21 protein-coding genes are annotated in these 24079 nt (G+C 67.3%); 8 read left to right on the top strand and 13 right to left on the bottom strand.

The window, feature by feature from the left end; genetic code table 11:
- The 4 genes from ACP7EY_RS17350 to ACP7EY_RS17365 form a co-directional block, all read right to left on the bottom strand.
- Positions 1-980, bottom strand: a 980-nt coding sequence (locus ACP7EY_RS17350) for an IS1595 family transposase (protein ID WP_426195781.1), incomplete at its 3' end; no start/stop codon positions are given.
- A gap of 147 nt (positions 981-1127) precedes the next feature.
- Entirely contained in the window at positions 1128-2057 is a 930-nt protein-coding gene (locus ACP7EY_RS17355) for a hypothetical protein (protein ID WP_426195783.1), read from the bottom strand.
- A 3-nt stretch (positions 2058-2060) separates the two neighbouring features.
- Positions 2061-2810 carry a DUF6345 domain-containing protein gene (locus ACP7EY_RS17360; RefSeq protein WP_426195784.1) on the bottom strand — a complete coding sequence of 250 codons (750 nt, stop codon included), beginning with the start codon at positions 2808-2810 and terminating at the stop codon, positions 2061-2063.
- 330 nt (positions 2811-3140) lie between these two features.
- Entirely contained in the window at positions 3141-3404 is a 264-nt protein-coding gene (locus ACP7EY_RS17365; RefSeq protein WP_426195786.1) for a hypothetical protein, read from the bottom strand.
- Between the two features lie 275 nt (positions 3405-3679).
- On the opposite strand from ACP7EY_RS17365, the gene ACP7EY_RS17370 reads away from it, so the two are divergent.
- The 5 genes from ACP7EY_RS17370 (at position 3680) to ACP7EY_RS17390 (ending at position 8831) form a co-directional block, all read left to right on the top strand.
- A complete protein-coding gene (locus ACP7EY_RS17370) occupies positions 3680-6103 on the top strand; it encodes a TonB-dependent receptor (RefSeq protein ID WP_426195788.1) in 2424 nt (807 codons plus the stop codon).
- A gap of 74 nt (positions 6104-6177) precedes the next feature.
- Positions 6178-7323, top strand: a complete 1146-nt coding sequence (locus ACP7EY_RS17375; RefSeq protein ID WP_426195790.1) for an alpha-hydroxy acid oxidase — start codon at positions 6178-6180, stop codon at positions 7321-7323.
- A complete protein-coding gene (locus ACP7EY_RS17380) occupies positions 7317-8000 on the top strand; it encodes a Fe2+-dependent dioxygenase (RefSeq protein ID WP_426195792.1) in 684 nt (227 codons plus the stop codon). Before ACP7EY_RS17375 ends, ACP7EY_RS17380 begins: the two co-directional genes overlap by 7 nt.
- Before the next feature lie 26 nt (positions 8001-8026).
- Positions 8027-8302: a PepSY domain-containing protein gene (locus tag ACP7EY_RS17385; RefSeq protein ID WP_426195794.1), complete on the top strand. Its 276-nt coding sequence runs from the start codon at positions 8027-8029 to the stop codon at positions 8300-8302.
- A gap of 13 nt (positions 8303-8315) precedes the next feature.
- Positions 8316-8831, top strand: coding sequence for a cytochrome b/b6 domain-containing protein (locus ACP7EY_RS17390; RefSeq protein WP_426195796.1), 516 nt, complete (start codon positions 8316-8318; stop codon positions 8829-8831).
- Between the two features lie 18 nt (positions 8832-8849).
- On the opposite strand, the gene ACP7EY_RS17395 is transcribed toward ACP7EY_RS17390, so the two are convergent.
- From ACP7EY_RS17395 to ACP7EY_RS17410, 4 genes are read right to left on the bottom strand one after another with little or no spacing between them, the layout of a single operon-like run.
- Complete coding sequence (locus tag ACP7EY_RS17395; protein WP_426195798.1) at positions 8850-9686, bottom strand: MaoC/PaaZ C-terminal domain-containing protein; 837 nt, start codon at positions 9684-9686, stop codon at positions 8850-8852.
- A 49-nt stretch (positions 9687-9735) separates the two neighbouring features.
- Positions 9736-11475 carry a putative bifunctional diguanylate cyclase/phosphodiesterase gene (locus tag ACP7EY_RS17400; RefSeq protein WP_426195800.1) on the bottom strand — a complete coding sequence of 580 codons (1740 nt, stop codon included), beginning with the start codon at positions 11473-11475 and terminating at the stop codon, positions 9736-9738.
- Entirely contained in the window at positions 11472-12794 is a 1323-nt protein-coding gene (locus ACP7EY_RS17405; protein ID WP_426195801.1) for a sensor domain-containing diguanylate cyclase, read from the bottom strand. Before ACP7EY_RS17405 ends, ACP7EY_RS17400 begins: the two co-directional genes overlap by 4 nt.
- Complete coding sequence (locus tag ACP7EY_RS17410; RefSeq protein ID WP_426195803.1) at positions 12794-13198, bottom strand: phosphonate transporter; 405 nt, start codon at positions 13196-13198, stop codon at positions 12794-12796. Before ACP7EY_RS17410 ends, ACP7EY_RS17405 begins: the two co-directional genes overlap by 1 nt.
- A 235-nt stretch (positions 13199-13433) precedes the next feature.
- Here ACP7EY_RS17410 and ACP7EY_RS17415 point away from each other — a divergent pair, with 235 nt between their 5' ends.
- Positions 13434-14762, top strand: a complete 1329-nt coding sequence (locus ACP7EY_RS17415; protein WP_426195805.1) for an AMP-binding enzyme — start codon at positions 13434-13436, stop codon at positions 14760-14762.
- Between the two features lie 87 nt (positions 14763-14849).
- Positions 14850-15614 (top strand): DNA/RNA non-specific endonuclease, encoded by a 765-nt coding sequence (locus tag ACP7EY_RS17420; protein ID WP_426195807.1) that lies wholly within the window; start codon positions 14850-14852, stop codon positions 15612-15614.
- A 14-nt stretch (positions 15615-15628) separates the two neighbouring features.
- Here the strand turns inward: ACP7EY_RS17420 and ACP7EY_RS17425 are convergent, their stop codons facing one another.
- Genes ACP7EY_RS17425 through ACP7EY_RS17445 form a run of 5 tightly spaced genes read right to left on the bottom strand, consistent with a single transcriptional unit; the run spans position 15629 to position 22443 of the window.
- The gene (locus ACP7EY_RS17425) at positions 15629-15772 is read right to left on the bottom strand and encodes a hypothetical protein (protein WP_426195809.1); all 144 of its coding nucleotides are present in this window, start codon (positions 15770-15772) and stop codon (positions 15629-15631) included.
- Between the two features lie 8 nt (positions 15773-15780).
- Positions 15781-16893, bottom strand: a complete 1113-nt coding sequence (locus ACP7EY_RS17430) for an MBOAT family O-acyltransferase (protein WP_426195811.1) — start codon at positions 16891-16893, stop codon at positions 15781-15783.
- Position 16894: 1 nt separating this feature from the next.
- Positions 16895-17845, bottom strand: coding sequence for a hypothetical protein (locus ACP7EY_RS17435; RefSeq protein ID WP_426195813.1), 951 nt, complete (start codon positions 17843-17845; stop codon positions 16895-16897).
- The gene (locus ACP7EY_RS17440) at positions 17808-19595 is read right to left on the bottom strand and encodes an AMP-binding protein (protein WP_426195815.1); all 1788 of its coding nucleotides are present in this window, start codon (positions 19593-19595) and stop codon (positions 17808-17810) included. The genes ACP7EY_RS17435 and ACP7EY_RS17440 overlap by 38 nt, the downstream gene beginning before the upstream one ends.
- A gap of 13 nt (positions 19596-19608) precedes the next feature.
- The gene (locus ACP7EY_RS17445) at positions 19609-22443 is read right to left on the bottom strand and encodes a class I adenylate-forming enzyme family protein (RefSeq protein ID WP_426195817.1); all 2835 of its coding nucleotides are present in this window, start codon (positions 22441-22443) and stop codon (positions 19609-19611) included.
- A gap of 365 nt (positions 22444-22808) precedes the next feature.
- Between ACP7EY_RS17445 and ACP7EY_RS17450 the strand changes: the two genes are divergently transcribed.
- Positions 22809-23867, top strand: coding sequence for a LacI family DNA-binding transcriptional regulator (locus ACP7EY_RS17450; protein ID WP_426195818.1), 1059 nt, complete (start codon positions 22809-22811; stop codon positions 23865-23867).
- Positions 23868-24079 lie beyond the last annotated feature (212 nt).

Genomic DNA, 24079 nt, shown 5'->3' on the forward strand with positions numbered 1-24079 from the left:
TTGTCCAGATAGCGCGTGGCCACGCCGTTGAAGTGATGGAGCCACCGTTTAAAGCGGCTGTGATAAGCGTTGACGTTTTGAATGTGAATGGCTTCACGTACACGAACGCCCTGGCGCAGATTGATGCTTTGATGGTCGATGCCCGCCTCGCGCGCGAATTTTTTATAGGCCCCATTGGCGTCGCTCACGAGCAGCACATCGCGCTGCAGTTTTGGTAACAGGTGGGTGTGCAAGGCGTCGGCCTGGAGGGCGCCGCGCCCGGCAATAAAATCGATGGTGGCGCCGCCCCGGTCGCGCGCCACCACGATGTTGACCAGTTGCCTGGATATGCCCCGTTTCGACGCGACGCCCCCGCGCTTGCGGGGCGCTCTGCCCAGCGGTGTATTTTCCTGCTGACTTTCCTGATCCTTTTTCGGCCCCTTGTCCTGATCACTTTCCTGCTTATTACTCTGCTGCTTGCTCTGCTTCTTACCCTGCCGGTTCCCCTTCTCCGATTCGAGCAAAAACGTCTCGTCGGCCTCGGTGATGCCTTGCAGTGTGGCGGGTCGGTCGAACTTGACCCAGTGCAGGAAGCGGTGGCGCCATCTGAAACTGGTATTGGCGTGCACCTGCACTTTCTCGGCGGCGCTTTTGACGGTGCAGGCCGGGTCGCGCAGGCAATCGCAATACGCGAGCCATTTGCCCTTGAGGCGCAGGCGCGCCAGTGGCGTGCCCGTTAAACCATTAAAAGTTTTTCCACAGGCGCTGCAGCGATAGCGCTGCAGGCCATTGGCGAAGCCGTGGCGGCCGAACTGGCGCGATGCGCAGCGGGGACACGCGCTGCGCGCGTGGGCGATCTGGTCGATCAGCGCGGCGATGCGCTCGCCGTTGACGAGCGCCGACATGAAACAGCACACGGCCAGCCTTTGTTGCGTATTGAAGGCGCGCAGCCGGGAGAACAGACGGGTGAAATTCGGACGGACCTGCTTGCCTTGTGCCATGCTGCTCTCCCATCACCTTGGTGGAGCAGGTTTGACCTCAGCAATTCAAATCGGTTCGGGGTCGACCCACAGCAAACGGTGAAAGCGCCATAAAAAAAGGCCGGGTCGATGCCGACCCGGCCTGTGGCCGACCGCCTGCCCTGCGTGTTAGCAGCCGCGCCGCGCGCCCGTCGCCAGGCCTTCGTTGCCGGCCACCTGCAATTGCTGGTAACTGCGCTCGGTGGCCGGCACCGCCAGCACGTAGGCCTGCCGTTCGAACTTGTGCACGACGGTGATCTGGGCGACGTAACTGGGCGCGAGCACCTGCTGCGCCTTGCGCTTGCCCAGGTCGAGGTAGCCGAACAACATGCGCGCTTCGGCGATGGCGTCCGGGGGCAGCTCGTCGCGGCCGTTGCCGAGCAGGCTGGCAAGGTGCTGGGCCAGCTGGCGCGCCGCCAGTTCGGGGGCGATGGTTGTCGCCGTGTCGACCGTTTCGGCGGCGCTGGGGCGGATGCGCAGCGAGAACGCATCGACCGTGCCGTCGCCAGCGAGCCGCAGCGCCACCGAGGCCGCGCCCAGCACGGCAATGCCGGCCACCGCATGGCGCCAGGCGCCCACCGCGCGCGTGAGCAGCACCTCGCTGTTCTTGCCGGTGCGGTCGCTGCCCTGCGCTTTCATTTGCCACAGCCGTTCAAAGCTGAGCGAGCCCTGTTCGCCCAGCCAGGCGGGTAGCTCGAGCCGGGCCGCCCGCTCGGTGAGCTGGCGGATCAAGCCCTCGCGTTCGACCGGCTGGGCAAAGCTGGCCGCGAACGGGGCCAGGCCGGAGCGGTAGTCGATGGCGCCGGAGGCGTGATAGAGCACGGCGCGCGCCCCTTGCGGCAGGGTGATGGTGGTCTGGCTGTCGTCGCTTTTCCAGTCGGCGCGGTCGCTGCGGCAGGCGCCGGCGCTGTCGTCCTGCCCGGTCAGCAGGGCCAGCAGGCCGCTGGCGCGCGTGCGCAGTTCGTCCAGTGCGAACGGCTGCACGGCGTAGATGGCGGCGCTGGCCGGCGCTTGTGTCGCGCTGGCGGCCAGCACGCTTGTCAGGGATTGTCCGTTCATCGCTCAGCCCTCCGTCCAGTACCACAACAAGCAGGCTTGCTGGGCCGGCGCCAGGTCGGCGTCGACGTTGCCATGCCCCCAGAAATGATCGCGGTTGAGGTAGCTGCGATCCCAGCGAATATTGCCGTTGTTCCAGGTGGCGGCGTCGCCCACGCACACCGTGATGGGGTGGTTGTCGACCCACCAGTCGGAGACGCCGTCGTGCCAGGCATGGCTGACGGTGTCGCCATGGATCAGGTTGTCGCCCACGTCCTCGCCGCACTCGTCGGTGGTGATGCCGTCGTACATATTGCCCCAGGCGCCGCAATAGATATGCAGTCGGGCAAAAATGTTCCACAAGCCCGTGACCCGGTTGCGGTCCACCGTTTCGCAGGAATACGCCATGACCCACTCGGCGTTCCAGTTTTCGCCCAGCTGCCACTGGTCGGAGTAGGTACGCCAGTTGACCCGGGCGGTGTCATACAGCATGCGGGCGCGACCGTCGGCTTCGTGGTTGCCATGCGTTTCAATCCAGAACAGGTCGACATTGTCGGCCCAGCGGACGTCGTCGCCGCCCTTGTCGGTGTCGCGGATGTCGGTTTCCCAACAGTTGGTGTTGGCCCAGTAAAACGCCCGCGTATGCCCGGCCGAGCGCAGCTTGTTGTCAATGCCGTTGGCGCGGTTGAACGTGTAAGTGAGGTCGCCGGCGGTGCTGACGCCGGCGGCGCGCGCGTGATTGAAATAACGAATGCCTTCCACTCCAAAACTTGCCATAGTCGTCTCCCAGAAGGTGAGGCCGGACCCACGTCACGGCCCGTCCAGGGGGACAGACCGCGCATGCCACATGCGCCGGCTTGAACACCTTAGCCCCGCAACTTTAGCGAGCTCTGCTTTAGATCAATGAAAGGGGTTTCCCGACAGCTTGGTCGGGGCACCGGCGGGACGAAAAAAAACCGGACAGCGTCCGGTTCTTTTGAGGGGGGCAGTACCTGCTCAGGCGCCAGCCTTGGCGGCGCGGCGGTTGCGCGGGGTGAACATGGCGAGACGGATGGCGACGACGACAGCGGCCAGGCCAACGGGGATCAGTTCGAGCATGTCCATGGCTTAATCGCGGGTGGCGAGGTTGCGCAATTCAGCGGCCAGGTTCGGCGAAAAATGCTCGACGTCGCGGGCCAGCGAGAACAACTGGCGCACGCCGCGGGCCTTGACGGCCGGCGCGACCGGCGCGCTGGCGCGCACTTCCTGGACGACGAACTGGCGCGCCTGGGCGGCGAACAGGGCATCGGCGAAGGCGCGGGCAGCGTTGCCCAGGTCGGAGAAATAGTGGCGGAGGGAGGCGCTGTCGTTCGAATAGGTGGCGGTGGTCATGATCGTTCCTTGAGAATGTTTCGTTGTTGCAGTGCAGTATATGTGCGCCTATCCAATAACGGAAATTTTAAGATCTGATGGCGTCCATACACAAAGCGTATATCTTGACCGCGTAAGCGACGATATCGGTTCAATTGTGGAACACAAATAGAAATGAGAGTGATTCCTATTTACAGAAGTGGCCCTGGTCGTTTATGATTTATTCAAGTTGGCACCAGCGCTCACCGCGCCGGGCCTGCAGCACATCATCCATCACGCCATCCATCAAGGGAATCATGAATCACTCGCCAGTTCGCCAGCCGCTGCGTCTTCGCCATCTCGACACCACACCTGCCGCTTCGCTGCAGCGCTCGACGCTCGCCATGAGCGTCTCGGCGGCGATGCTGCTGGTACCGCTGGCGCCGCTGAGCGCGCTGGCGCAGACGGCCGCCGCGCAGGGCGCCGCCACCGCCACCGCCACCGGTCCTGGCGGCGAGCAGATCAGGCAGCTCGGTGAAATCGTCGTGCTGGGCAAGCGTGTCGAATCGAATCCCAACGCCGAAGTGGGCGCGCCGTATAAAGCACGTACTTCGGGCGACTCGCGCCACACCCGTCCGCTGGCCGAGACGCCATCGACCATCACGGTATTGACCAAGACCGCCATCGACGATGCCGGCGTCACCGACCTCAAGCAGATCCTCGCCGCGCAGCCGGGCATCACCCTGGGCACGGGCGAAAACGGCAATGCCTTTGGCGACCGCTACATCATCCGCGGCCAGGAAGCGCGCAGCGACGTGTTCGTCGACGGTTTGCGCGACCCGGGCATGAGCACCCGCGAGAGCTTCGCGGTGGAGCAGCTGGAAATTTCGAAAGGCCCGAACTCGAGCTTCGCCGGCCGCGGCACTGCCGGCGGCGCCATCAACGCCATCACCAAGCAGGCCACGCTGGACCACGATTTCACGCGCTTCTCGGCCGGCGTCGGCAGCGACAGCCAGAAGCGCTTCACCACCGACTTCAACAAGGGCTTCGGCGACAACTTCGCCCTGCGCGTCAATGCCCTGTATGGCGACGAAGACGTCCCCGACCGCAAGCCGGTATCGCGCAGCCGCAAGGGCGTGGCCGTCTCCGGCCTGGTTGAAGTGAACAAGGACCTGGCCATCACGCTCGACTACTACGGCCTGCGCACCAGCGACAAGTCGCCCGATCTGGGCGCCTACCTGACTGGCACGCTGCCGTACCGCGTGCCCGCCAAGGACGTGCCCGTGTATGCCCAGTCGAGCGACTTTTTAAAATCCGACATCGACACCGTCACCGCCCGCATCAACTGGAAGCTGGCGCCGAACATGCGCTTGACCAGCCTGACCCGCTACGGCACCTCGAACAATGCCTACGTCACCACCGGCGCCTCGGCCGGCACCCGCTACGACGGCGCCACCGGCGCGGCCTACACGACCGGCTATATCGACGGTGGCCACAGCGGCTGGCAGGACGTCGACTATTTCGCGCACCAGAGCAATCTGCGCCTGGACACCACCCTGGGTGGCATGAAGAACGAGTTCATTTTCGGCGTCGAGTACACCAACCACAAGGTCGTTTCGGGCAGCTACGGCATCACCAACGGCGCCGCCGCCAATTGCCGCTCGGTGTCGACCACGTCCCCCAACCCGATCGGCGCCAATAACGCCTGGTGCTTCACCGCCTCGAACGGCACGCCGGTGGCCAACCTGGCCAACCTGGCCGGGCGCAGCGCGATCCGCGCCGGCAAGAACCAGGACTGGCGCGTCAAGACGGTGGCCCTGACGGCGATGGACACGATCGACCTGACCGAGCGCTTTTCCGCGTTCGGCGGCGTGCGCGCCGACCGCTTCGACCTCGACCTGGTGCGCTTCACCGCCGCCACCGGCGCCGTCAGCGGCGACTACGGCTACAAGGACACCCTGGTCAACGGCCACTTCGGCCTGACCTATAAAGTGGCCAAGGACGTCATCGCCTATGCCAGCGCGTCGACGGCGCAGGACATCAACGGCGGCGAAGCCGATTCGGGCACCAACAGCGGCTACGGCGGCGCCGTGCTGTACCAGGGCCAGATCGCCGGCGCCAAGCCGGAAAGCTCGACCAACCTGGAACTGGGCACCAAGTGGAACCTGCTCAACAATCAGCTGCTGGCCACCGCGGCGCTGTTCCAGACCACCAAGAAGGAAGTGATGGAAGGCGCCAACTACGACACCATCGGCACCTTCAACACGGGCAAGAACCGCGTCCACGGCCTTGAAATCGGCATCTCGGGCGACTTCACCGACAAGTTTTCGATGCAGGCCGGCGCCGCCGTCATGAAATCGAAAGTGCTCGGTTCGGCCGTCGCCACCAACGTCGGCAACCCGCTGTCGAACTTCGCCGAGAAGTCCTATTCGGTGCAGGCCAAGTACCAGTTGACGGACGCCTTCTCGTTCGGCGCCATCAACCGCTACGAAAGCAGCCGTTGCGGCGGCCAGCCCGACACCGGCGCCGGCTTCACCAATGGCATGTGCTCGCAGCCGGTGCCGTCGTTCAACGTCTCCGACCTGTTCGCCGCCTACCGCTTCAACAAGAAGCTCGACGTGCGCGTGAACGTGCTCAACGTGTTTAACAAGGACTACTACACGGCGGTGTACCGCTCCGGCTCCTTCCTGTACAAGGGTGACGCGCGCGCAGTCCGGGTGACGCTCAACTACGAGATCTGAGTTGGCAGCGTAATCCGCCCCCAGGCATGCCGGTACAATACCGGCGTGCCTTTTTCAATTTGATGAGCACCCCCATGACCAGCGCCAGCCCGGCCCAGCCAGCCATTACCAGCATCCCCGCGCAGATCGCCTGCGCCGAGGATTACGCCGTGCTGGCCCAGCGCTTCCTGGCCGCGCCCACCTTCGACTACATTGACGGTGGCAGCGGCGCCGGCGCCACCGCCAGCGCCAACCGGGCGGCGTTCGCGCGCTGGTCGGTGCTGCCGCGCATCTTGCGCGATGTCGGCCACGGCCACACTCGCCTGACCCTGGCCGGGCGCGCTCTGGCCCATCCCATCCTGCTCGCGCCGGTGGCGCTCCAGACCCTGGCGCACCCGGGGGGCGAGCTTGAAAGCGCCCGGGCGGCGGCGGCGCTCGAGACCACCATCGTCAGCAGCACGCTGGCTTCGTACACGCTCGAGCAGATCGCCGCGGCCGCGCCGGCCCCGGCGTCGCACTGGTTCCAGCTGTATTTTCAGGGCAGCCGCGAGGCCACCCTGGCCCTGCTGCGGCGTGCCGAAGCGGCCGGTTGCGGCGCCATTGTCGCCACCTTCGACGCCGCCATCCAGGCGCCCGGCCGGCGCGCCCTGCGCGCCGGCTTTCGCATGCCGGCCGACTGCGTGGCAGCCAATCTGCCCACGCCGGCGCCGGCGGCCGCGCCGCAGGCGGGCGCCAGCCGGATTTTCCAGGGCATCATGCGCGGCGCGCCCACTTGGGACGACCTGGCCTGGCTGCTGGGGCAAACCCGCTTGCCCGTGTGGGTCAAGGGCGTGCTCCATCCCGACGACGCGCGCCAGGCGCTGGCGCTGGGGGCGGCCGGCATCGTCGTCTCCAACCATGGCGGGCGCGGGCTCGACGGCGCGCCCGCCAGCCTCGACGCGCTCGTCAAGGTGCGCGCGGCGCTGGGCGATGGCGCGCCACTGCTGTTCGACGGCGGCATCCGCAGCGGCCTGGACGTGTTCAAGGCGCTGGCGCTGGGCGCCGACGCCGTCATGGTGGGGCGCCTGCAGGTGTACGCGCTGGCGGTGGCGGGCGCGCTGGGCGTGGCCCACATGCTCCAGTGCCTGCGCGAGGAACTCGAACTGTGCATGGCGCTGGCCGGCTGCGCCACGCTGGCGCAGATCGACGGCGCCACCGTCTGGCGTAGCGACTGTAACGACTACCAGGAACGACCATGCTGATCTCGATTGAACAGGTACTGAGCAAGGACGAAGTGCGCCAGTTCCGCACGATCCTCGACGGCGCCCCCTGGCAGGACGGCGCCGCCAGCGGCGGCACCCTGGCCCGCACCGTCAAGCACAACGAGCAGGTCGACGACAGCGCCGACGTGGCGATCAGCCTGGGCAACCATCTCCTGCGCACCCTGGGCGCCCATCCCCTGTTCGTCTCGGCCGCGCTGCCGCGCAAGATCTATCCGCCCCGCTTCAATCGCTATGCGAGCGGCGGCGGCTACGGCGCCCACGTCGACAGCGCCATCATGCACGTGCCGGCCAGCGCCGTGAGCGTGCGCACCGACCTGGCGGCCACCCTGTTCCTGTCCGAACCGGACGAGTACGACGGCGGCGAACTGGAGATCGAGGGCGCCTTCGGCGGCCAGTCGGTCAAGCTGGCCGCCGGCGACATGGTGCTGTATCCCGCCTCGAGCCTGCACCGGGTGGCGCCGGTGCGGCGCGGCGCGCGCATCGCCTCGTTCTTCTGGATCGAGTCGCTGGTGGGCGACGAGGGCGCGCGCGCCACCCTGTTCGACCTTGACCAGGCGATCCAGCAACTGACCCCCGTGCTGGCCACCGACGACGCGCGCCTGCTCAAGCTGACCAACGTTTATCACAATCTGGTGCGCCGCTGGGCCACCACCTGACCCTGACTTTTCTTCAAAGGACCACCATGAAACACTCCCTCGCATCCCGCCTGCTGCTGTCCGTGCTGCTCGCCGGCGCCGCCGCCGGCGCCAGCGCCCACGGCGACGTCAAGTGCAAGGCCTATCCGAAAACCGAATGGAAGTCGCACGAGGAACTGGCCAGGAAACTGGTGGCCGAAGGCTGGACCATCCGCCGCATGGAAGTGTCGAAAACCTGCTACGAGGTGTACGCCAAGGACCCGCAGGGCAAGCGCGTCGAAGCGTTTTTCGACCCGGTGACCTTTGCCCGCGTTGAAGAGTAAAAAGGGCGCGCGAATGCTGCGCATCTGGGACCTGCCGGTGCGCCTGCTGCACTGGCTGCTGGTGCTGTCGATCGCCGGCGCCTGGATCACCAGCAGCCGCACCGGCCCCCTGCACGAGTGGGTCGGCTACGGCGCCGTCGCCATCGTCGGCGCGCGCCTGCTGTGGGCCGTCAAGGGCAACGCCTACGCCCGCTTCAGCGAGTTCGTCACGCCGCCGCGCGCCAGCCTTGGCTATCTGCGCCAGGTGCTCACGGGCGCCGCGCCGCGCTACCTGGGCCACAATCCGGCCGGCGGCGCGATGGTGGTGGCGCTGCTCGCCTGCGTCACCCTGGTGGGCCTGTCCGGTTGGGCCGCCACCACCGATCTGCTGTGGGGCTATGCCTGGCCCGTGCAAGTGCACGCGGCGCTGGCCTGGCTGCTGGTGGGATTGATTGCACTGCACCTGGCCGGGGTGGCGCTGGCCTGCTGGCAGCACCGCGAAAACCTGGTCAGGGCGATGCTCACCGGTGACAAGCGGGCCGGGGACTGAACAGCGTCGGCGCCCGCTTCAGCCCAGGCTGACGCTGCCGTCGACCACGCGCCGGCCATCGAGGCCGATGCAGTAGCGGTGATGGTCGCCGCTGAAGTACAGGGTAGGGCGAGCGCGCAGGGTGATCGGCGCGCGGAAGCGGGCGCTCACCGCCGTCACGCGCCTGGCGGTGGTGTGCTCGAGCAGGGCGCAGGCGGCCGCCACGCTGTGCATGCCGTGGATGATCGGCCGGCGCAAACCCATCAGCCGCGCCGACCAGCGCCACAGGTGAATCGGATTCCAGTCGCCCGACACGCGGGCGTAGGCGCGCCCCAGCGAGCCGCCCACCGCCCAGCCGCCGATGCGCTTGCCTTCGATGGCGTCGTCGCCGGCGCCGCCCGCCCCCTGGCGCGTGCCGCGCCGCGCCATATATTTGCTGACGCAAGTAAATACGGTGGCGCCGTCCTGTGCCGCCACCGTCAGCAGTTCGCAAAACGCGGCGCCGCCCGCGCTGAGCGGGGCGATGGTGACGGTGGTGGTGAGCAGCAGGGGCCGCGCCGGATCGGCCGGCTGCGCTTCGACCAGGCTGTTTTCGACGTGGATCATGCCGGCCACGCGAAACGGAAAGGCCGGCGCCAGCAGCGTGGCCAGGTGGGCGCGCTGGGTCAGCAGGTAATAGTAAGTGAGCGGCACCCGTGCCGGCGCAAAGCCCAGCAGGGTGTTGTAGCGCGCCAGGTGGCGCGCATCGATGCGGGCGAGCAGAAAGACCGTCTGCAGCGCGTCGATGCGGCCCTCGGGCACGTCGCCTGCCGCGCCTCGCTTGAACAGGGCGGCGAGCAGGCGCGCGGCGCGCATTGGCGGAAGGGGAGCGATCATCGCCTTATTATGGCCTATCGACCCCTTGTGCACGATTGCGTGCGCCGGCTCAGGCCACCAGCGCCAGCGAGCTCGAACAGCCGATCCAGTCGACCAGCGCGGCCGAGGACAGCGGCTTGCTGTACAGGTAGCCTTGCCCCTTGTCGCACTGCAGCTCGTTGACCACCCTGGCCTGCGCCGCCGTTTCGATGCCCTCGGCCACCGTGTCCATGCCCAGGCTGCGCGCCACCTTGACGGTCGCTTCGATCAGCACCCGGTGGTGCGCGCTGGTGTCGCTCTGGCTGACGAACGAGCGGTCGATCTTGACGGTGTCGACCGGCAGCAGGTGCAGGCTGGCCAGCGACGAGTAGCCGGTGCCGAAGTCGTCCAGCGCCAGCTTGATGCCCAGCGCTTTCAGTTCGTGCAGGCGGTGTTGCACCTGATCGTCCTGCGCCGCCAGCGATTCCGTCACTTCCAGCTGCAGCTGGCACGCGCGCATGCCGCACGTTTGCAGGATCTGCGCCACGCGCGCGGCGAAGTCGGTCTGCGCCAGCTGGGCGCGCGACAGGTTCACCGCCAGCAGGCGCGGCGTCGCTTCTCCCAGCAGCGCCTGCCAGGCGACGAAATCGGCGCAGGCCCGTTCCAGCACGAAGTCGCCCAGCGCGCCGATCAAGCCGCACTGCTCGGCCACTTCGATGAATTCGAGCGGTGGCACCACGCCGCGCACGGGGTGCTGCCAGCGCACCAGCGCCTCCACCCCGGTCGAGCAGTCGATGCGGCCGTCGGCCAGCAAGCCCACCACCGGCTGGTACAGCACGAACAGCTGCTGGTCGTGGATGGCGCGGCGCAGTTCGCCTTCAATGTCGCCACGCCGCACGGCGCGCTCGCGCATCGACTGGTCGAACACCAGGTAGCCGCAGGCGTCGGCCTTGGCCAGGGTCATGGCGATGCTGGCGTCGCGCAGCACGCTGTCGGCTTCGCCGGCCGCCTCGGCGCCCAGCACGATGCCGATGCTGACGTTGCAGATGATCTCGTGAGCGTCGATGAGGCAGGGCGTGCGGATGGTTTCCAGCAGCCGGCTGGCGACATTTTCGACGTCGCCGGCGCGACGTATGCCATCGAGGACGACGACGAATTCATCGCCGCCGATGCGCGCGGCCATCTGACCGCCGCTGTCGGGCTGGCGCAGCACGGCGCGCATGCGCCGCGCCATCGCCACCAGCACCTGGTCGCCGATGGCGTTGCCGAGTGAATCGTTGATCATCTTGAAGCGGTCGAAATTGATGAACAGGACGGCAAATCCGCCGGGCGCGCCCCGGTGGCGGCTCATCATCAGGCCGATCTGCTCCTGCGCCGCGCGCCGGTTCGGCATCTGCGTGAGGGCGTCGATGCGGGCCGCGCTGTTGAGCCGGCGGGTGATGGTGTCCTGCTCGCGTTGCGCTTCGGCGGTGGCGTCGGCCAGCACCGCCATGACCTTGTTGGCGTCGATTTTGAGCAGGCTCACGGACAGGCACATGGGACGCGCCTGGCCATCGTCGTGCGGTTCCATCATGATGCGAAACGACTCGCAGATCACGCCGGCCGGCGTGGCGAACAGCGTCGTCATCTGGCGCAGTTCCGGCGCCAGCGGGTCGAGCACATCGAACAGATTGACCATATTGCCGTCGCGCGCCAGCGGCATCAACAGGCTCGATGACATCGGGTTGAGCATCTCGATGCCGCCGTCGAGGGTGATCTGCACCAGGCCGATGGGCGCGCGGTACAGGAACTCGATCAGCGCCTCGTTGGGGTCGATGTTGTCCAGGCTCATGAGCGATCTCCCCCGGCCTGGGCGGGCAGCGCCTCACGCCAGCATTCGACGCGGTTGCGCCCGCCGGCCTTGGCCGCGTACAGCGCCTGGTCGGCCCGTTTCATCAAGCCTTCCAGGTCCGTCACGTTCGCGTCGAGCACGGCCACGCCGGCACTGACGGTATAGTCGATATTGGCGCCGTCGACGCGCACGGCGGCCTGCTCGACCAGCAGGCGCAGGCGCTCGGCCAGCTCGGCGGCGCCGGCCAGCCCGGTCGATGGCAGCAGCACGGCGAATTCTTCGCCGCCCACGCGGGCGACGATGTCGATGTCGCGGAACGTGAGATTGAAGGCGGCTGCCAGGTGGCGCAGCACGGCGTCGCCGCCGGCGTGGCCGTGGCGGTCGTTGACGGCCTTGAAATGGTCGGCGTCGAACATGATCAGGGCGGTCGGGCGGGGCGAGCGGCGGTGCCGATCGAGCTCCACTTCGGCGGCCTCGAAAAACGCGCGGCGGTTGCCCAGGCCCGTTAGATAGTCGCGCAGGGCGGCGTTGCGTTCGCGCTCGGCGCCGGGCTGCTTGTCGCCGATATCGCGCATGATCATCGAATAGGCGGTGGTGGCGCCGTCGTCGTGTTCGCGCAGCGGCGTGATCATGGTGCTGACGCGGAACTCGCTGCCGTCGGCGCGCACGCGCACGCCGTCGTCCAGGCTCCAGCCATCGCGGTCGGCTTCGGCCAGGCGGTCGGCAAGATGGTGGTCGGTGGTGGTGCCCGGCGCATAGAACATGGCGCCGGAGCGGCCGATGGTGTGCGCGGCGTTGTAGCCGGTGACCCTGCCGATGCTCTCGTTCCACGATTCGATCATGCCCTGCGGGTCCAGGCGCACGATGGCGTAGTCGCTGATGCCGGTCAGGATGGCGTTGAGCCAGGCGCCGGTCTGGCGCAGCTCGCGCTCGCGCCGCACCTGGTCGGTGACGTCATTGAGCACCGCCATCAGGCGCGCCTCGCCCAGTTTGACCACCGACAGCGACAGCACGCGGGCGTTTTTCGAACGCCGGCGGTCCGGGTCAAGGTACAGGTGGGCGCCGTCGCACACCATGCCCTGCGCCGCGCTAAAGTCGTGGCACTGGTGGCGCAGGTCGGGGGCGACTCCCGCCAGGACGGTAAACAGGTTCTCGAGCTGGCCGTCGGTCGCCAGCGGCATCAGCAACTGCGCCGCCACCGGATTCATCATCGAAATCGCGCCATCGAGCGACGCTTGCACCAGGCCCACCGGCGCCAGGTACAAGAACTGGATCAGGGCCTCGTGCTCTTCGCTCAAGCGTGCCAGGTCGAATTCCATCACTGGGCGCGGCGCACGAGGACGTAGCGCACGGCGCTGCCTGACGGGGCCAGCAGGCGCAGCGCCACCTTGATCGGGCGCATGCGCAGCGTCAGCACGTAATCGATGGTCACGTCGAGCGCCTCGCCCGCATCGAAAGCGTCCTCGAAACGCTGGGCCACCATAAAATTGTTCATGCACGGCGCTACCACCGTGAACAGCGGCTGGCCCAGCACGCGGTTGGCGGTCAGGCCCGCCGCATTCGACTCGAAGGCGTTGTAGCGGGTCACCACGGTGGCGGCGTCGAAGCCGATCACGCCGAAGTCGAGTCCGTCCAGTGCCGACTCCGACAATCGCGCCAGTTGCGCGGCCAGGTCGGTCGCGGCGAAAGAACAAACGGCGGGAAGCGCGTCGGTGTGCGGCATGGTGTGAACTCCTTGAAAATGGTCAGATCCGTTAGCAGGGTAGTCTATCTGAATTGATCATATGTTGTTGGCGCACAGAAACAATTGTGCGCTTCCTGCGACAAATTGTGTCAATTTGAGGACGCCGCCTCCATGATTGATCCTCGCACGGGGACCGGGATTTTGCGAGGACTTGTAGGTGAGGATGGATAATTTATAATCGGTCTATATATTGGTGACGGAATAAGGAATGGGTGTGAAAGAAATTGCGAAAATACAAACTGGCGTGCACGCCGCCGTCACTGTGGCACAGCCGCAACAGCCGCAACAGCCGCAACTGTCGCAACAGCCGCACTGGTGGCGCGCCCCCGGCGCCTTGCAGCGCTTTACGGTCGACCTGATCGACGGTGAGCTGGCGCGCCTGCGGCCCGGCCGTGGCGGCCTGCGGGTGGCTGGCGACGGCGCGCCCGACCTGGTGGCCGACCTGGGCGCCGATTCGCTCGAGCTGATGGCGCTGACGGCCGCGCTGGCCGAGGTGCTGCAGTTGCCGCAGGCGGGCATGCTCGATGCGCTGCTGGCCGACAGCTCGCTCGACGCCTGGGTGGCGGTGCTGCAGGCGGCGCTCGAACAGCCGGCGCCGATCGCATCGCCGGCCCGGCTGGGGTTTCGCAGCTCCGGCAGCAGCGGCTTGCCCACCTCGAGCGTGCACCCGCTGGCCCATCTGTGGCAGGAAGTGGCGGCGCTGGCCCCCTTGCTGCCTGGGCGCCGCCGTATCGTCAGTGCCGTTCCCTGCCACCATATCTACGGTTTCTTGTGGACCGTGTTGCTGCCCCAGCTGGCCGGCCCGGGCCGCATCGTGCCTGTCGTCGACGTGCGCGGCCAGGTGGCGGCCGGCGTCTGGCAAGCCCTGTTGCCGGGCGACCTGGTCATTGGCTACCCGGAGTTCTGGCAGGCGGCGCTGGCCGGGGCCGGCCTTGGCCAGTGCGCCGCCGACGTGGTCGGCGTCAGTTCCACCGCGCCCTGTCCGCAGGACCTGGCCGAACGCTTGCAGGCGGCCGGCCTGGCGCGCCTGGTGCAGATCTACGGCAGCTCCGAGACGGCCGGTGTGGGCTGGCGCGACGGCGTCAGCGCGCCCTACCGCTGCTTGCCGTACTGGCAGCGGGTCGACAAGGACGATGCCCGCCTGGTGCGCCGCATGCCCGATGGCAGCGCGTCGATGGTCCGGCTGCCGGACCGCCTGGTCTGGCAGGACGACTGCCACTTCGCGCTCAGCGGCCGGGTCGATGCGGCCGTGCAGGTGGGCGGCATCAATGTGTTCCCGCAGCGGGTGGCGGCCCTGCTGCGCGAGCATCCCGCCGTGGTCGATGCGGCTGTTCGGCTGATGCGGCCCGACGAGGGCACGCGCCTGAAAGCGTATATCGCCACCGCCAGCGGCGCCAGTCCCGCCACGCTGGCGCAGCAACTGGGCGATTATGTGCGCCAGCACCTGGCGCCGGCCGAGCGGCCCGCCAGTTTTACGTTCGGCACGGCCGTGCCACGCCAGCGCAACGGCAAGCTGGCCGATTGGGTGATCGACGGCGACTGACGCGGGCAGGACGCTTGCGCAATGGATTGCATATGGAGAACTTTTTTCGCGGCTATAATTTAGCCCCGCAGCAATCTAAGAAGTTCGATGTTCCAGATCCCACGTTTCAGCGCCCTTGTTGTCGTTTTTATCTCCTCCATTTCTTCTGCAGCAAGCCTTGACAGCTGCCCGCAGTTTTTTGTCAATGCCAGCGTCCCCAAGCTTCCCAACAGTGCGCCCGCGCGGCAACGCCTGTTGTGTTTCGACGCCTTTGCCGTGCTTTATTCCGGCGAGTCGAAAACGCCCGTCTATGTCGTCGAAAAGCTCAGCCGTGCGCAGTTGGCCGACGCCGACGGCGAACAGCGCACCAACAAGTTTTACGAGGAAGCGCGCCTGCCCAGTGCCGACCGCGCCCGCCTCGTCGATTTCAAGGCGCGCATCGAGGACCACGGCGACGAACTGCGGTTCGACCGGGGCCACATGGCGCCGGCGGCCGACATGCCGAACGCCCGCGCGATGGCGCAGTCGTTTAGCCTGAGTAACATGGTGCCGCAGGCGCCGGCCAACAACCGGGGCGCCTGGGCCAAGTCGATCGAACAGGCCACCCGCAAGTACGTGATGCGCTCTGCCGGCGACGTGTATGTGTTCACCGGCCCCGTGTTCACGGCGCCGGTGCGCACGCTGGGGCCGAACCAGGTGTGGGTCCCCCGCTATTTGTACAAGCTGGTGTATGACCCGGTGGCCAACCGGGCGTGGGCGCACTGGATTGAAAACACCGACCAGGCGCGGGCCAGCAAGCCGATTACTTACGAGGAGCTGGTACGGCGCACGGGCATTGAATTTTTGGACAAGGCGCGGCCCGGCGGCATCTGAGGTAATTGGCGCATCTACATTTCGCCGTAGCGAAACGCAAGGTTCAGCGCCGACGGCGCCGCCAGCCACAGCGACAGCAGCAAGGCGCCGTACCAGCATGCCATCAGCAGATTGGCCAGGGGCGCCGGTAGCATGCGCATCAGAAATTCGTACATCATCGTTTTCCTTATTGTCCCGCCAAAACGCTAATTTTCCGGAAGGCCTCGCCCAGGGTGGCGCTCGAGGTCAGGGCGAAACTGACGATCACAAATTGCAGCGTGAGCAAGCTGCAGGCGACCCGCCAGGCCCGGTAAGTGCGCAGCGTGGCGGCCAGCGCGATGTGGTTCGACCACAGGTAGGCAATGCCCAGGCCGAGGCCGTGAAAAGCCCCCCAGGCCAGGTAGCGCGGCGACAGTTCATGCCACAGCCCCAGCACGATCATGCTGGCCAGGCTGGCGGCCAGGTAATGATGGCTACGCGAAAACAAGGGCCGAAACACGAAGTCGCGGCACCATTCGGACACCGTGATGTGCCAGCGGCGCCAAAAGTCGGGCAGGCTGCGCGCGGCGAAGGGAAAGTTGAAATTTTCCGGCACCCGCATGCCCAGCAGGGCGGCGAAGCCAATGGCGATATCGCAATAGCCGGAAAACTGCCAGTACAGGTCAAGGCCGTAAGCGAGTAGTCCCAGGTAGGTATCGACCCAGACCACGCCGCTGAGGCCTTGCAGGCCGTGGAGTTTATTGGCGAGCAGGTAATGGGCCAGCAGGATGACCTTGCAATAGCCGTACAGGATGCGCTCGAGCGCGCGCGAGGCGTCCCGGCTGTCCCAGCGCGCGCGCAGCAGCTCGAGCCGGAAGGCGTCGAAGCGCTGCACCGGGCCGAGCGCCAGCGTGGGCGGGTACAGCAGGTAGGCAAGGGTACTTGCCATCCGGCCTTGTGCGCCAGCGCCGCTGCCGTGTTCAGCAATGATGTGCCAGGCCTTGAGCGACACAAAGGCGAATCCCAGGTAAGGCGCCAGGGCGTGCTCAGCCTTGGCGTACTGGTACAGTGCAAACGCCAGCACGATGCCCGTCAGGCCGAGCTGCCTGGCCAGCGCGGGACGGCGCCAGCGGGGCCCGCACACGAGGCCCAGCCAGGCCATCAGCGCACCCCACGCAGCCAGCCCGGACCAGCCGTCCTGGGCCAGCAGCAGCGCACCGGCGGCGCTGAGCACGCCCGGTCGCCAACGCGCCGGCACGCGCCAGTAGAGCAGCGTGGTGCCTGCCATGAAGAACAAGCCGAAACCGGTCAGCCATACCATATCAGGGTGCGCCTTCACGCAGGGCGACCAATTGCGCCAGCCACCAGGGGCCGAACCGGCGGCTGCCGGCGCCATTGAGGTGGGCGCCGTCACAATACAAACGGGTATCCTGGTACGACGGCGCCGCCTGATAGCGCAGTATGGGGCCGGGCGGCAGCGCCTGGCGCAGGCGGGCGTACCAGCGCGCCTTGTCGGCGGCGGAAGGCCGCTCCAGTTCGGCCGAGCGGGGCACATCGAGGATCACGACGCGCACGCCGCGCCGCGCCAGGCGCAGCAAGGCGGCCGTCAGCACGGGGTCGGGCGTGGGCTGGGCATAGGCGCGGCGCAGGTAAGTGGCGTAACCAATACGCTGTTGGGGGCTCAGGCCGGCAAAGCCAGGCGTGCACTGGAACGCCATGCTTTGCTCGGCCAGCGGCAGTTTTGCCTTCGATTGCAGAAGCATGGCCGGTAGCGCGCCATTGGCCACCACGAGCAGCGCCGTTTTGAGCGCGTGCTTGATGTCGATCTTCACCAGTTCGTCGATGCCGCTGCCTTCTTCCTCAAACAGCAGGGTTTTTTCAACGACCACGACATCGGGCGGCGCGCGCTCGACTTGCGCCAGCGCCTGCGCCAGCGCGCCCAGTCCGGGACCGCCTTTGATCAGGCGCACCCAGTTCAGCCAGGCCGGTTGGTGCGGCGGGTCGATCTGCCCGGGCGGCGTGGCCGCCCACAGCAGCGAGGTGCCAAGGCCCAGCACCCGCAGTTCGCCGGGCTGGCGCGGCGCGGCCAGGATCTTGCTGGCGAAAGCGGCCATCAGTTGCTGCGGCTGCGGGGCAGCCGCCATGGCATTGTGGCGCAGAAACGCCAGCACGATCACGCCCGCCGCCAGCGCGGCGCCGGCCGCCCAGACGGTCAGAGGAGGGGCCTGGCGCATCTCAGGCGAGCCGGCGTTTGACCAGGTCGATGGTGGCATCCATGCTGTCCATGTGCACCACGTCCGAGGGACTGAGGCGGATGCTGAACAGGCTCTCGAGTGCGATCACGAAATTGATGTGCGCCAGCGAATCCCAGCCAGCCGTGTTCGCGGGGCCGGAATCGAGCCGCAAGTGCCCGGGCGCCAGATGAAACAGGCCCGCTGCCAGCTCGAAAATCTGCGCGTGCAGATCGCCTGCCGCGCTCGTGGCCGCGCCTTCCTGGCCCAGCTCTTGCTGCAATTGCGCGACGATGACCTTGCCCGACGGCGTGCGCGGCAAGGCGGCAAGCAAGCGGATTTTTTTCGGCAGTTCATGCGCGCCCAGGTGCAGCGCGCAGTGGGCCAGCAAGCTGGCGGCATCGGCTTGCTGGCCGGGCCGCAAGACCACGAAGGCCACCGGGATCTCGCCCCACAGGGCGTCGGGCAGGCCCAGCGTGGCTGCTTCCTGCACCGCCGGATGCAACATCAGCACACCGTTGATCGCTTCGGGCGACACGTTGTAGCCGCCACAGATGATCAGTTCCTTGATCCGGCCCACGATCCAGTACACCCCGTCGCCGTCGCACCTGGCCTGGTCACCCGTGTGCAGCCAGCCGTCGATCAGCGCGCGCGCGGTGGCATCGGGGTCGTCGAGGTAGCCCGTCATCAGGTTGGCGCCCTGCAGGCACAATTGTCCCGCCTCGTCGGGCCCGGCCTCGCTGCCATCGGCGCGCAGGATCCTGGCCAGCATGTCGCGCGGCATGCCGACGCTGCCGATCTTGTGGCTGGCCGCATCGGGGCCCGCGTACAGCCCGCAGGCGCCGGTCTCGCTCAAGCCGTAGGTATTGATCAGCTTGACCTTGAAGCGCTCACTGAAGGCGCGCCAGACGGCCTCGCTCAGGGGCGCGCTGCAAGAGATGGCAAAACGGAAATGCTCGTTGGCGAAATTGTCGGCCAGGTGGCCGCCATATTGCTGCAGCAGCGCCAATGCGGTCGGCGCCGCCACCAGGTGGCTGACCCGTTCGCGGTAAATGGCGATCAGGATGCTTTCGATCGCCACGATGCTGAACGGCGCCGGGCGCACCAGCGTGATGCCGCAGCGGTAGGCCAGCAGCAGGCCCTGCACGAGGCCGTCGCCATGCGACAGCGGCATCAGGTTCAACAGGCGCGCATCGGCTTGCAGATCGTAATGGCGGGCAATGGTATCGAGATGGCTGTTCAGGGCCGGCCAGCCCATTTCCACGCCTTTCGGCCGCGCCGTGCTGCCGGAGGTAAACACGACATAGGCGCTGCCATGCTGGCGGGGCGGCGGCAGGGGCGGCCCTTTCGGTGCGGACAGCAAGCCGGGCCAGCTGTCCGGTTCGGCGCTCGCGCGGCGCCCTAGCAGTTTGCCCAGCAACAGGCCCTTGGGCGCCGCGGCGCTGACGCGTACTTGCCGGGCCGGCAGCGCCATCCCGGTCTCCGACCAGCGGGCCAACAGAGCGGCGTCGGCGATGACGCCGTCGACGGCATTGAGCGCGACGATGTCGCTCACCTGGCGCGGCGCCATGCCGGGATCGATCAGCAGGGGCAGCGCGCCGGCGCGCAGGCAGCCGAGCAGCAGCGGCGCCAGGTTATGGTCGTCGGCCACCGCAAACAAGATGCGCTGGCCGGCAAGCCCGCGCGCGATCAGGTAAGCGGCAACCTGGGCAATGCCGTCTTCCAGCTCCCCATACGACAAGCTTTTTGGGCCACACAAGAACTGCTGGGCGGCTTTACGTGGTTCAAACATGATTATCCTGCATTCAAAGAAGTTCGGCCAGGCGGCGCCGGTCCAGTTTGCCCGCCGCCGTCTGCGGCAGCGCCGCCACCTGGCGGAAGTCGCGAGGCAGGTAGGCGCCGGCGGCGATGGCAAGGCAATAGGCGTGGAAGTGGGGCAGGTCGAAGCCCTCGTCCGTCACCAGCAAGGCGACCAGGCCATGCACGCCAGGCGCGAGCGCGGCTTCGCGCACGCACGGGTGGCTGGCCAGGATCGCTTCGAGGGGGGCCGGATGGACGATTTCGCCGAACTCGTTCTTGAGCTGGTCGTCGCGCCGGCCCAGCAGCCGGATGCGTCCCTGGCCGTCGTGGCTGGCGATATCGCCCGTGTAGAACCAGCCCTCGCGCACGGCGGCGGGCGCGGTGGCGCCGGCGCCGGCGTCATCCCAGTAGGCGCTCAGCAATTGATTGCTGTGCACGCGCAACTGGCCCGCCACGCCGGCGCCGACTGGTGCATCGGCCCCGTCGCAGATCTGCAGCACGGCGCCGACGGGCCGGCCGGCCACCGGCGCGACGCCGTGATCGAACACCATGCACAGGCCACCGGTTTCCGTCAGCCCGAAATAATCGACGATGTCGACCCGCAGGCGCGCGCTCAGCGTCGCGTGCAGCGACGACGCCAGGGTGGCGCCCGTGCTGACGATCTGGCGCAGCGCGGGAGGACGCAGGGTCAGGTGCGGCGGCAGCATGGCCAGTTGCGCCAGCCAGGCCGGTCCCGCGGCCAGCACCGTCACGCCCTGCGCGGCGGCGGCCGTCAAGGTGCTGCCGGCGTTCTGTCGTTCGCCCGCGCTTGGCAGGTAGACGGTGGCGCCGGCGAACAGGGCCGCCACGGCCGGGTTGCGCAAGCCGCTCATGGTGTGTTGCTCGCCCAGCGACAACAGCACGTCCTTGTCGTGCCAGCCGAATTCGGTGGCGGCGAGCTGGCCGCTGTAGAGCAGGGCGCGCTGGCTGAGCACCACGCCCTTGGGCTGGCCGGTGCTGCCGGACGTAAACAAGATCACGGCGGGATCGTCGGCGGCCACCGGCGTCGCCGTGGCGGTCGGCGTCGCTTCTAGCCAGGCTGGCAACAGATCCGCCAGTTGCGGCGCGCCCGCGGGCACCGCACTGGCGTCGCCCTCGCCGCTATCGTCGAGCAACAGCACGGGGCAGCCAGCCAGGCCCCCCGCCAGCGCGCGCGGCCCGTCGAGCACCAGCAGCGCTGGCGCGATGCGGTCGAACAGGGCGCGCAATGGCGCCGGGTTGTCCGCCAGCTCCTTGCGGAGCGGCACCAGTACGCTGCCGTTCAGCCAGATGGCCCAGCTGAGCAGGACGGCTTCCGGATGGGGCGCGCTGAGCATCGCAACCCGGTCGCCCGGCTTCACGCCCAGCGCCAGCAAGCCCCGTTGCAGGGCCGGGACCAGCAGGTTGACATCGTCCCAGCAGAAGGCGCTGCCGTCGTCGCCGGCAACGAGCAGCGGCCGCGCGCCATACAGCGTGGGCAACAACTGCCACAGGTAGTCAAAGTTCGCTTCCTGCGGCAGGGGCCGCACCACCTGGTCGCCGTAGTACGACTGCAGGCGCGCCATCGCCGCACTGAGCGGCGCCACTTGCAGCAGTTCTTGTCCGACCATGCGGGCGACGTGCTGCGCCACCACGGCAAAAGGCAGCGCCAGCCGTTGCGCGGTGTCCTCGAGCGTGTGCAACTGGTCCAGCTGGAACAGGATGCACAGTGCGGTGGCATCGAGCACCTGCGTGCCCAGTTCGTCCAGGCGCGCCGCATAGCAGGGGTGGCGCGACAACAGCTCACCCATCAGGGCGCCCAGCGCCTGCGGGTCGGGCGTGGCCTTGCCCGTCAGGCTGTCGATACGCAGCAGGCGATTGCGCACCGCGCGCGACTGCGGCAGGCAGATATCGAGGTTGGCAGTGCGCAGCGGGGTGCCTTCCCATGCGCGCGGCACCAGCGCCACGAGGGCGTTGTAATGGGGCGTGTCGGGCTCGGAGCGCAAGGCGGCGGCGCCGTTGAACAGGCGCGTTTCCGCCATCACCACCACGCTGCGGCCCGCGCGCGCGTGGGCCTGGTCGAAGCGTTGCTGGTAGCTGCGGCCAGAGACGATATGGCCGCCGCGTTCGAAAAACGGTTGCGGCTGGCTGTTCGACAGGTGTACATGGGGAAACACGATTACACCGTCGGCGCGGGCGATGCGCAAGATGTCGCCGGCGAACCGTGCCGGCGCATAGCGGTGCAGCGAATCGAGGCCGTGGACGAGAGCGAAAGCGTGGTCGAGGAAGGGCAGGCCGGCGCCGGCGGCGGCGAAGACGATGTCGTGATTGGGGGCACGGGCGCCGGCCGCCAGCCAGTGGGCATAACCGGCATACCCGAGCACGTCGAAATTACCCTCCCATACTGAAATGACGTGTTGTTCTGGAAACGCCGCCGCCAGCATTTCGCCACTCCAGCCCGTGCGCCCCCAGGTGTCGAGGATGGCGTCGCCGGGCGACAGGCAGGGTCGGATCAGATCGAGCAGGGCGTAAAACGCCCGCGTCGATTCATTGAACGGCTGGAACGCGGCGTAGCGGTCGGGAATGCGGCGCGCATGGCGCTGGTGGACGAAGGCGCGGTAGGCGCGCGACGCGCCGACGTGCTCAAGGGGCGCGGCGGGCAGGGCGCCCGGCAATGCCTCCGTGAACATGGCGAAACCCTGTTCCACGGGGACCTGCAGCGCACATTGCGGACAGGCCAGCACGCCCGAGACCATGCGGGAGGCATGGTGCGCCGATCCCACTGCGCGCAGGGCAATGCGGCAGGCAGGACAGGCGAGTCGGTCTAAGGTGGCGGCTAGCATAAAAGAGTGCAGTGGTCAGGCGACGGCGACGGTGGAAGTCGCCCATGTTGCACTTGGGCGGGATGCGGCCAGTCAGTATGCCACGCGCAATGGGTAGCCACGCGCTGTATTGGAAACGCCAATGGAGGCGCAGTCGCCCTTGGCGTTCGTAGAATGGGCATCGACGCACCATAACAGTTTTATGTCGGGCGTGAAAGATTTCTCGAGGGAATTCAATCTTGCTGTCGCGGACAAGAAACAGCGTGCGCATGGCGCGGCGCAGCCTGCCGGGACAGGCGGGGCTGGACCAATCGGCGCCTTTGCGCGAGGGCCCGGCTCGCTTACAATCAGGCTTTGCCCGCACGGGGCGCCTCGGAAAGCCTCATATGACCAAAGCCGGACGGCCCCCATCGACCAGCGCCGGCAGCCAGCGCCGCCTGCAGATGGCCGATATTGCCCGCCTGGCGGGGGTGTCGACCGCCACCGTCTCGCGCGCCTTGAGCCACAGCCCGCTGGTGAACGAGGAAACGCGCCAGCGCATTCTCGATCTGGCCAGTTCGCTGCGCTACGCCGTCAACGTGGGCGCGCAAAACCTGCGCATGAAACAGAACCGTACCGTCAGCGTGCTCATTCCCTACGAGCGCGCCACGCGCCAGCATCTGTCCGACCCGTTCTTGCTGGCCATGCTGGGCAGCCTGGCCGACGCCCTCACCGAGCAGGGTTACGAGATGCTGTTCTCGCGCATCAGCACGGACGAATTCGAGACCGCCTCGGCGCCGTTCGACAGCGGCCGCGCCATCGGCATCATCATGATCGGCCAGTGGGGGCGCCACGCCCAGCTCAATGAGATGGCCGCGCGCCAGGTGCCGATGGTGGTCTGGGGCGCCCAGCTGCCCAATCAGCGCTATTGCTGCATCGGCAGCGACAACGTCCACGGCGGCATGCTCGCCACCTTGCACCTGCTGGCGCTGGGACGACGCCGCATCGCCTTTGTCGGCGACATCGCCTTGCCCGAACCGCAGCAGCGCTACCAGGGCTACTGCGCGGCATTGGCGCAGTATCAGCTGGCGCCCGATCCGCAGTTGCAGGTGTCGGTGCCGTTCCTGCCCGAGGGCGGCGCCCAGGCGGTGGCCGAACTGGCCCGCCGCGGCGTCGCCTACGACGCCATGTTCGCCTGCAGCGACCTGTTGGCCATGACCGTCATCGACGCCCTGCGCGTGCGCGCGGTGAGCGTACCGGGCATGGTGGCCATCGTTGGCTACGACGACATCGCCCAGGCCACCCTGTTTCATCCCCGCTTGAGCACCGTGCGCCAGAGTACCGAGGCGGCCGGCCAGGCGATGGTGGCGGCCCTGCTGGCGCAGGTGCAGGGCACGCCGGCGCCATCGGTGCAGCTGGCGACCGAACTGGTGATTCGCGCGAGCAGCGTCGAGGCGACACCCTGAGTGTTGCAAAAACACGTCGCCGGCCGTGCCGTCGGCGTTTGCAAACGATTGTATAAAAATCGGCATCAAGCCGTTTTTCCCGTTGGAAAATTCATTAAATAGCGTACGCGCTTCCATATTTACCCACTAAAAACCGCTAAAAGCGCTCACTGCCGTGATTCAGGCATGGTGCTAGTCGGCATTGCAATCGTTTGCATTAATTGTCAACTCTC

It is taken from the genome of Massilia sp. DWR3-1-1, assembly GCF_049898325.1.
Lineage (GTDB): Bacteria > Pseudomonadota > Gammaproteobacteria > Burkholderiales > Burkholderiaceae_D > JAFCUW01.

Excerpts from the sequence above, each read along its gene's own strand:
- ACP7EY_RS17385 (WP_426195794.1), top strand. The coding sequence starts at position 8,027 with ATGAAACACTCCCTCGCATCCCGCCTGCTGCTGTCCGTGCTGCTCGCC.
- ACP7EY_RS17365 (WP_426195786.1), bottom strand. The coding sequence starts at position 3,404 with ATGACCACCGCCACCTATTCGAACGACAGCGCCTCCCTCCGCCACTAT.
- ACP7EY_RS17380 (WP_426195792.1), top strand. The coding sequence starts at position 7,317 with ATGCTGATCTCGATTGAACAGGTACTGAGCAAGGACGAAGTGCGCCAG.
- ACP7EY_RS17430 (WP_426195811.1), bottom strand. The coding sequence starts at position 16,893 with ATGGTATGGCTGACCGGTTTCGGCTTGTTCTTCATGGCAGGCACCACG.
- ACP7EY_RS17440 (WP_426195815.1), bottom strand. The coding sequence starts at position 19,595 with ATGTTTGAACCACGTAAAGCCGCCCAGCAGTTCTTGTGTGGCCCAAAA.
- ACP7EY_RS17405 (WP_426195801.1), bottom strand. The coding sequence starts at position 12,794 with ATGGAATTCGACCTGGCACGCTTGAGCGAAGAGCACGAGGCCCTGATC.
- ACP7EY_RS17435 (WP_426195813.1), bottom strand. The coding sequence starts at position 17,845 with ATGCCACCATCGACCTGGTCAAACGCCGGCTCGCCTGAGATGCGCCAG.
- ACP7EY_RS17355 (WP_426195783.1), bottom strand. The coding sequence starts at position 2,057 with ATGAACGGACAATCCCTGACAAGCGTGCTGGCCGCCAGCGCGACACAA.
- ACP7EY_RS17360 (WP_426195784.1), bottom strand. The coding sequence starts at position 2,810 with ATGGCAAGTTTTGGAGTGGAAGGCATTCGTTATTTCAATCACGCGCGC.
- ACP7EY_RS17400 (WP_426195800.1), bottom strand. The coding sequence starts at position 11,475 with ATGAGCCTGGACAACATCGACCCCAACGAGGCGCTGATCGAGTTCCTG.
- ACP7EY_RS17375 (WP_426195790.1), top strand. The coding sequence starts at position 6,178 with ATGACCAGCGCCAGCCCGGCCCAGCCAGCCATTACCAGCATCCCCGCG.
- ACP7EY_RS17420 (WP_426195807.1), top strand. The coding sequence starts at position 14,850 with ATGTTCCAGATCCCACGTTTCAGCGCCCTTGTTGTCGTTTTTATCTCC.
- ACP7EY_RS17370 (WP_426195788.1), top strand. The coding sequence starts at position 3,680 with ATGAATCACTCGCCAGTTCGCCAGCCGCTGCGTCTTCGCCATCTCGAC.
- ACP7EY_RS17445 (WP_426195817.1), bottom strand. The coding sequence starts at position 22,443 with ATGCTAGCCGCCACCTTAGACCGACTCGCCTGTCCTGCCTGCCGCATT.
- ACP7EY_RS17425 (WP_426195809.1), bottom strand. The coding sequence starts at position 15,772 with ATGATGTACGAATTTCTGATGCGCATGCTACCGGCGCCCCTGGCCAAT.
- ACP7EY_RS17410 (WP_426195803.1), bottom strand. The coding sequence starts at position 13,198 with ATGCCGCACACCGACGCGCTTCCCGCCGTTTGTTCTTTCGCCGCGACC.
- ACP7EY_RS17450 (WP_426195818.1), top strand. The coding sequence starts at position 22,809 with ATGACCAAAGCCGGACGGCCCCCATCGACCAGCGCCGGCAGCCAGCGC.
- ACP7EY_RS17390 (WP_426195796.1), top strand. The coding sequence starts at position 8,316 with ATGCTGCGCATCTGGGACCTGCCGGTGCGCCTGCTGCACTGGCTGCTG.
- ACP7EY_RS17395 (WP_426195798.1), bottom strand. The coding sequence starts at position 9,686 with ATGATCGCTCCCCTTCCGCCAATGCGCGCCGCGCGCCTGCTCGCCGCC.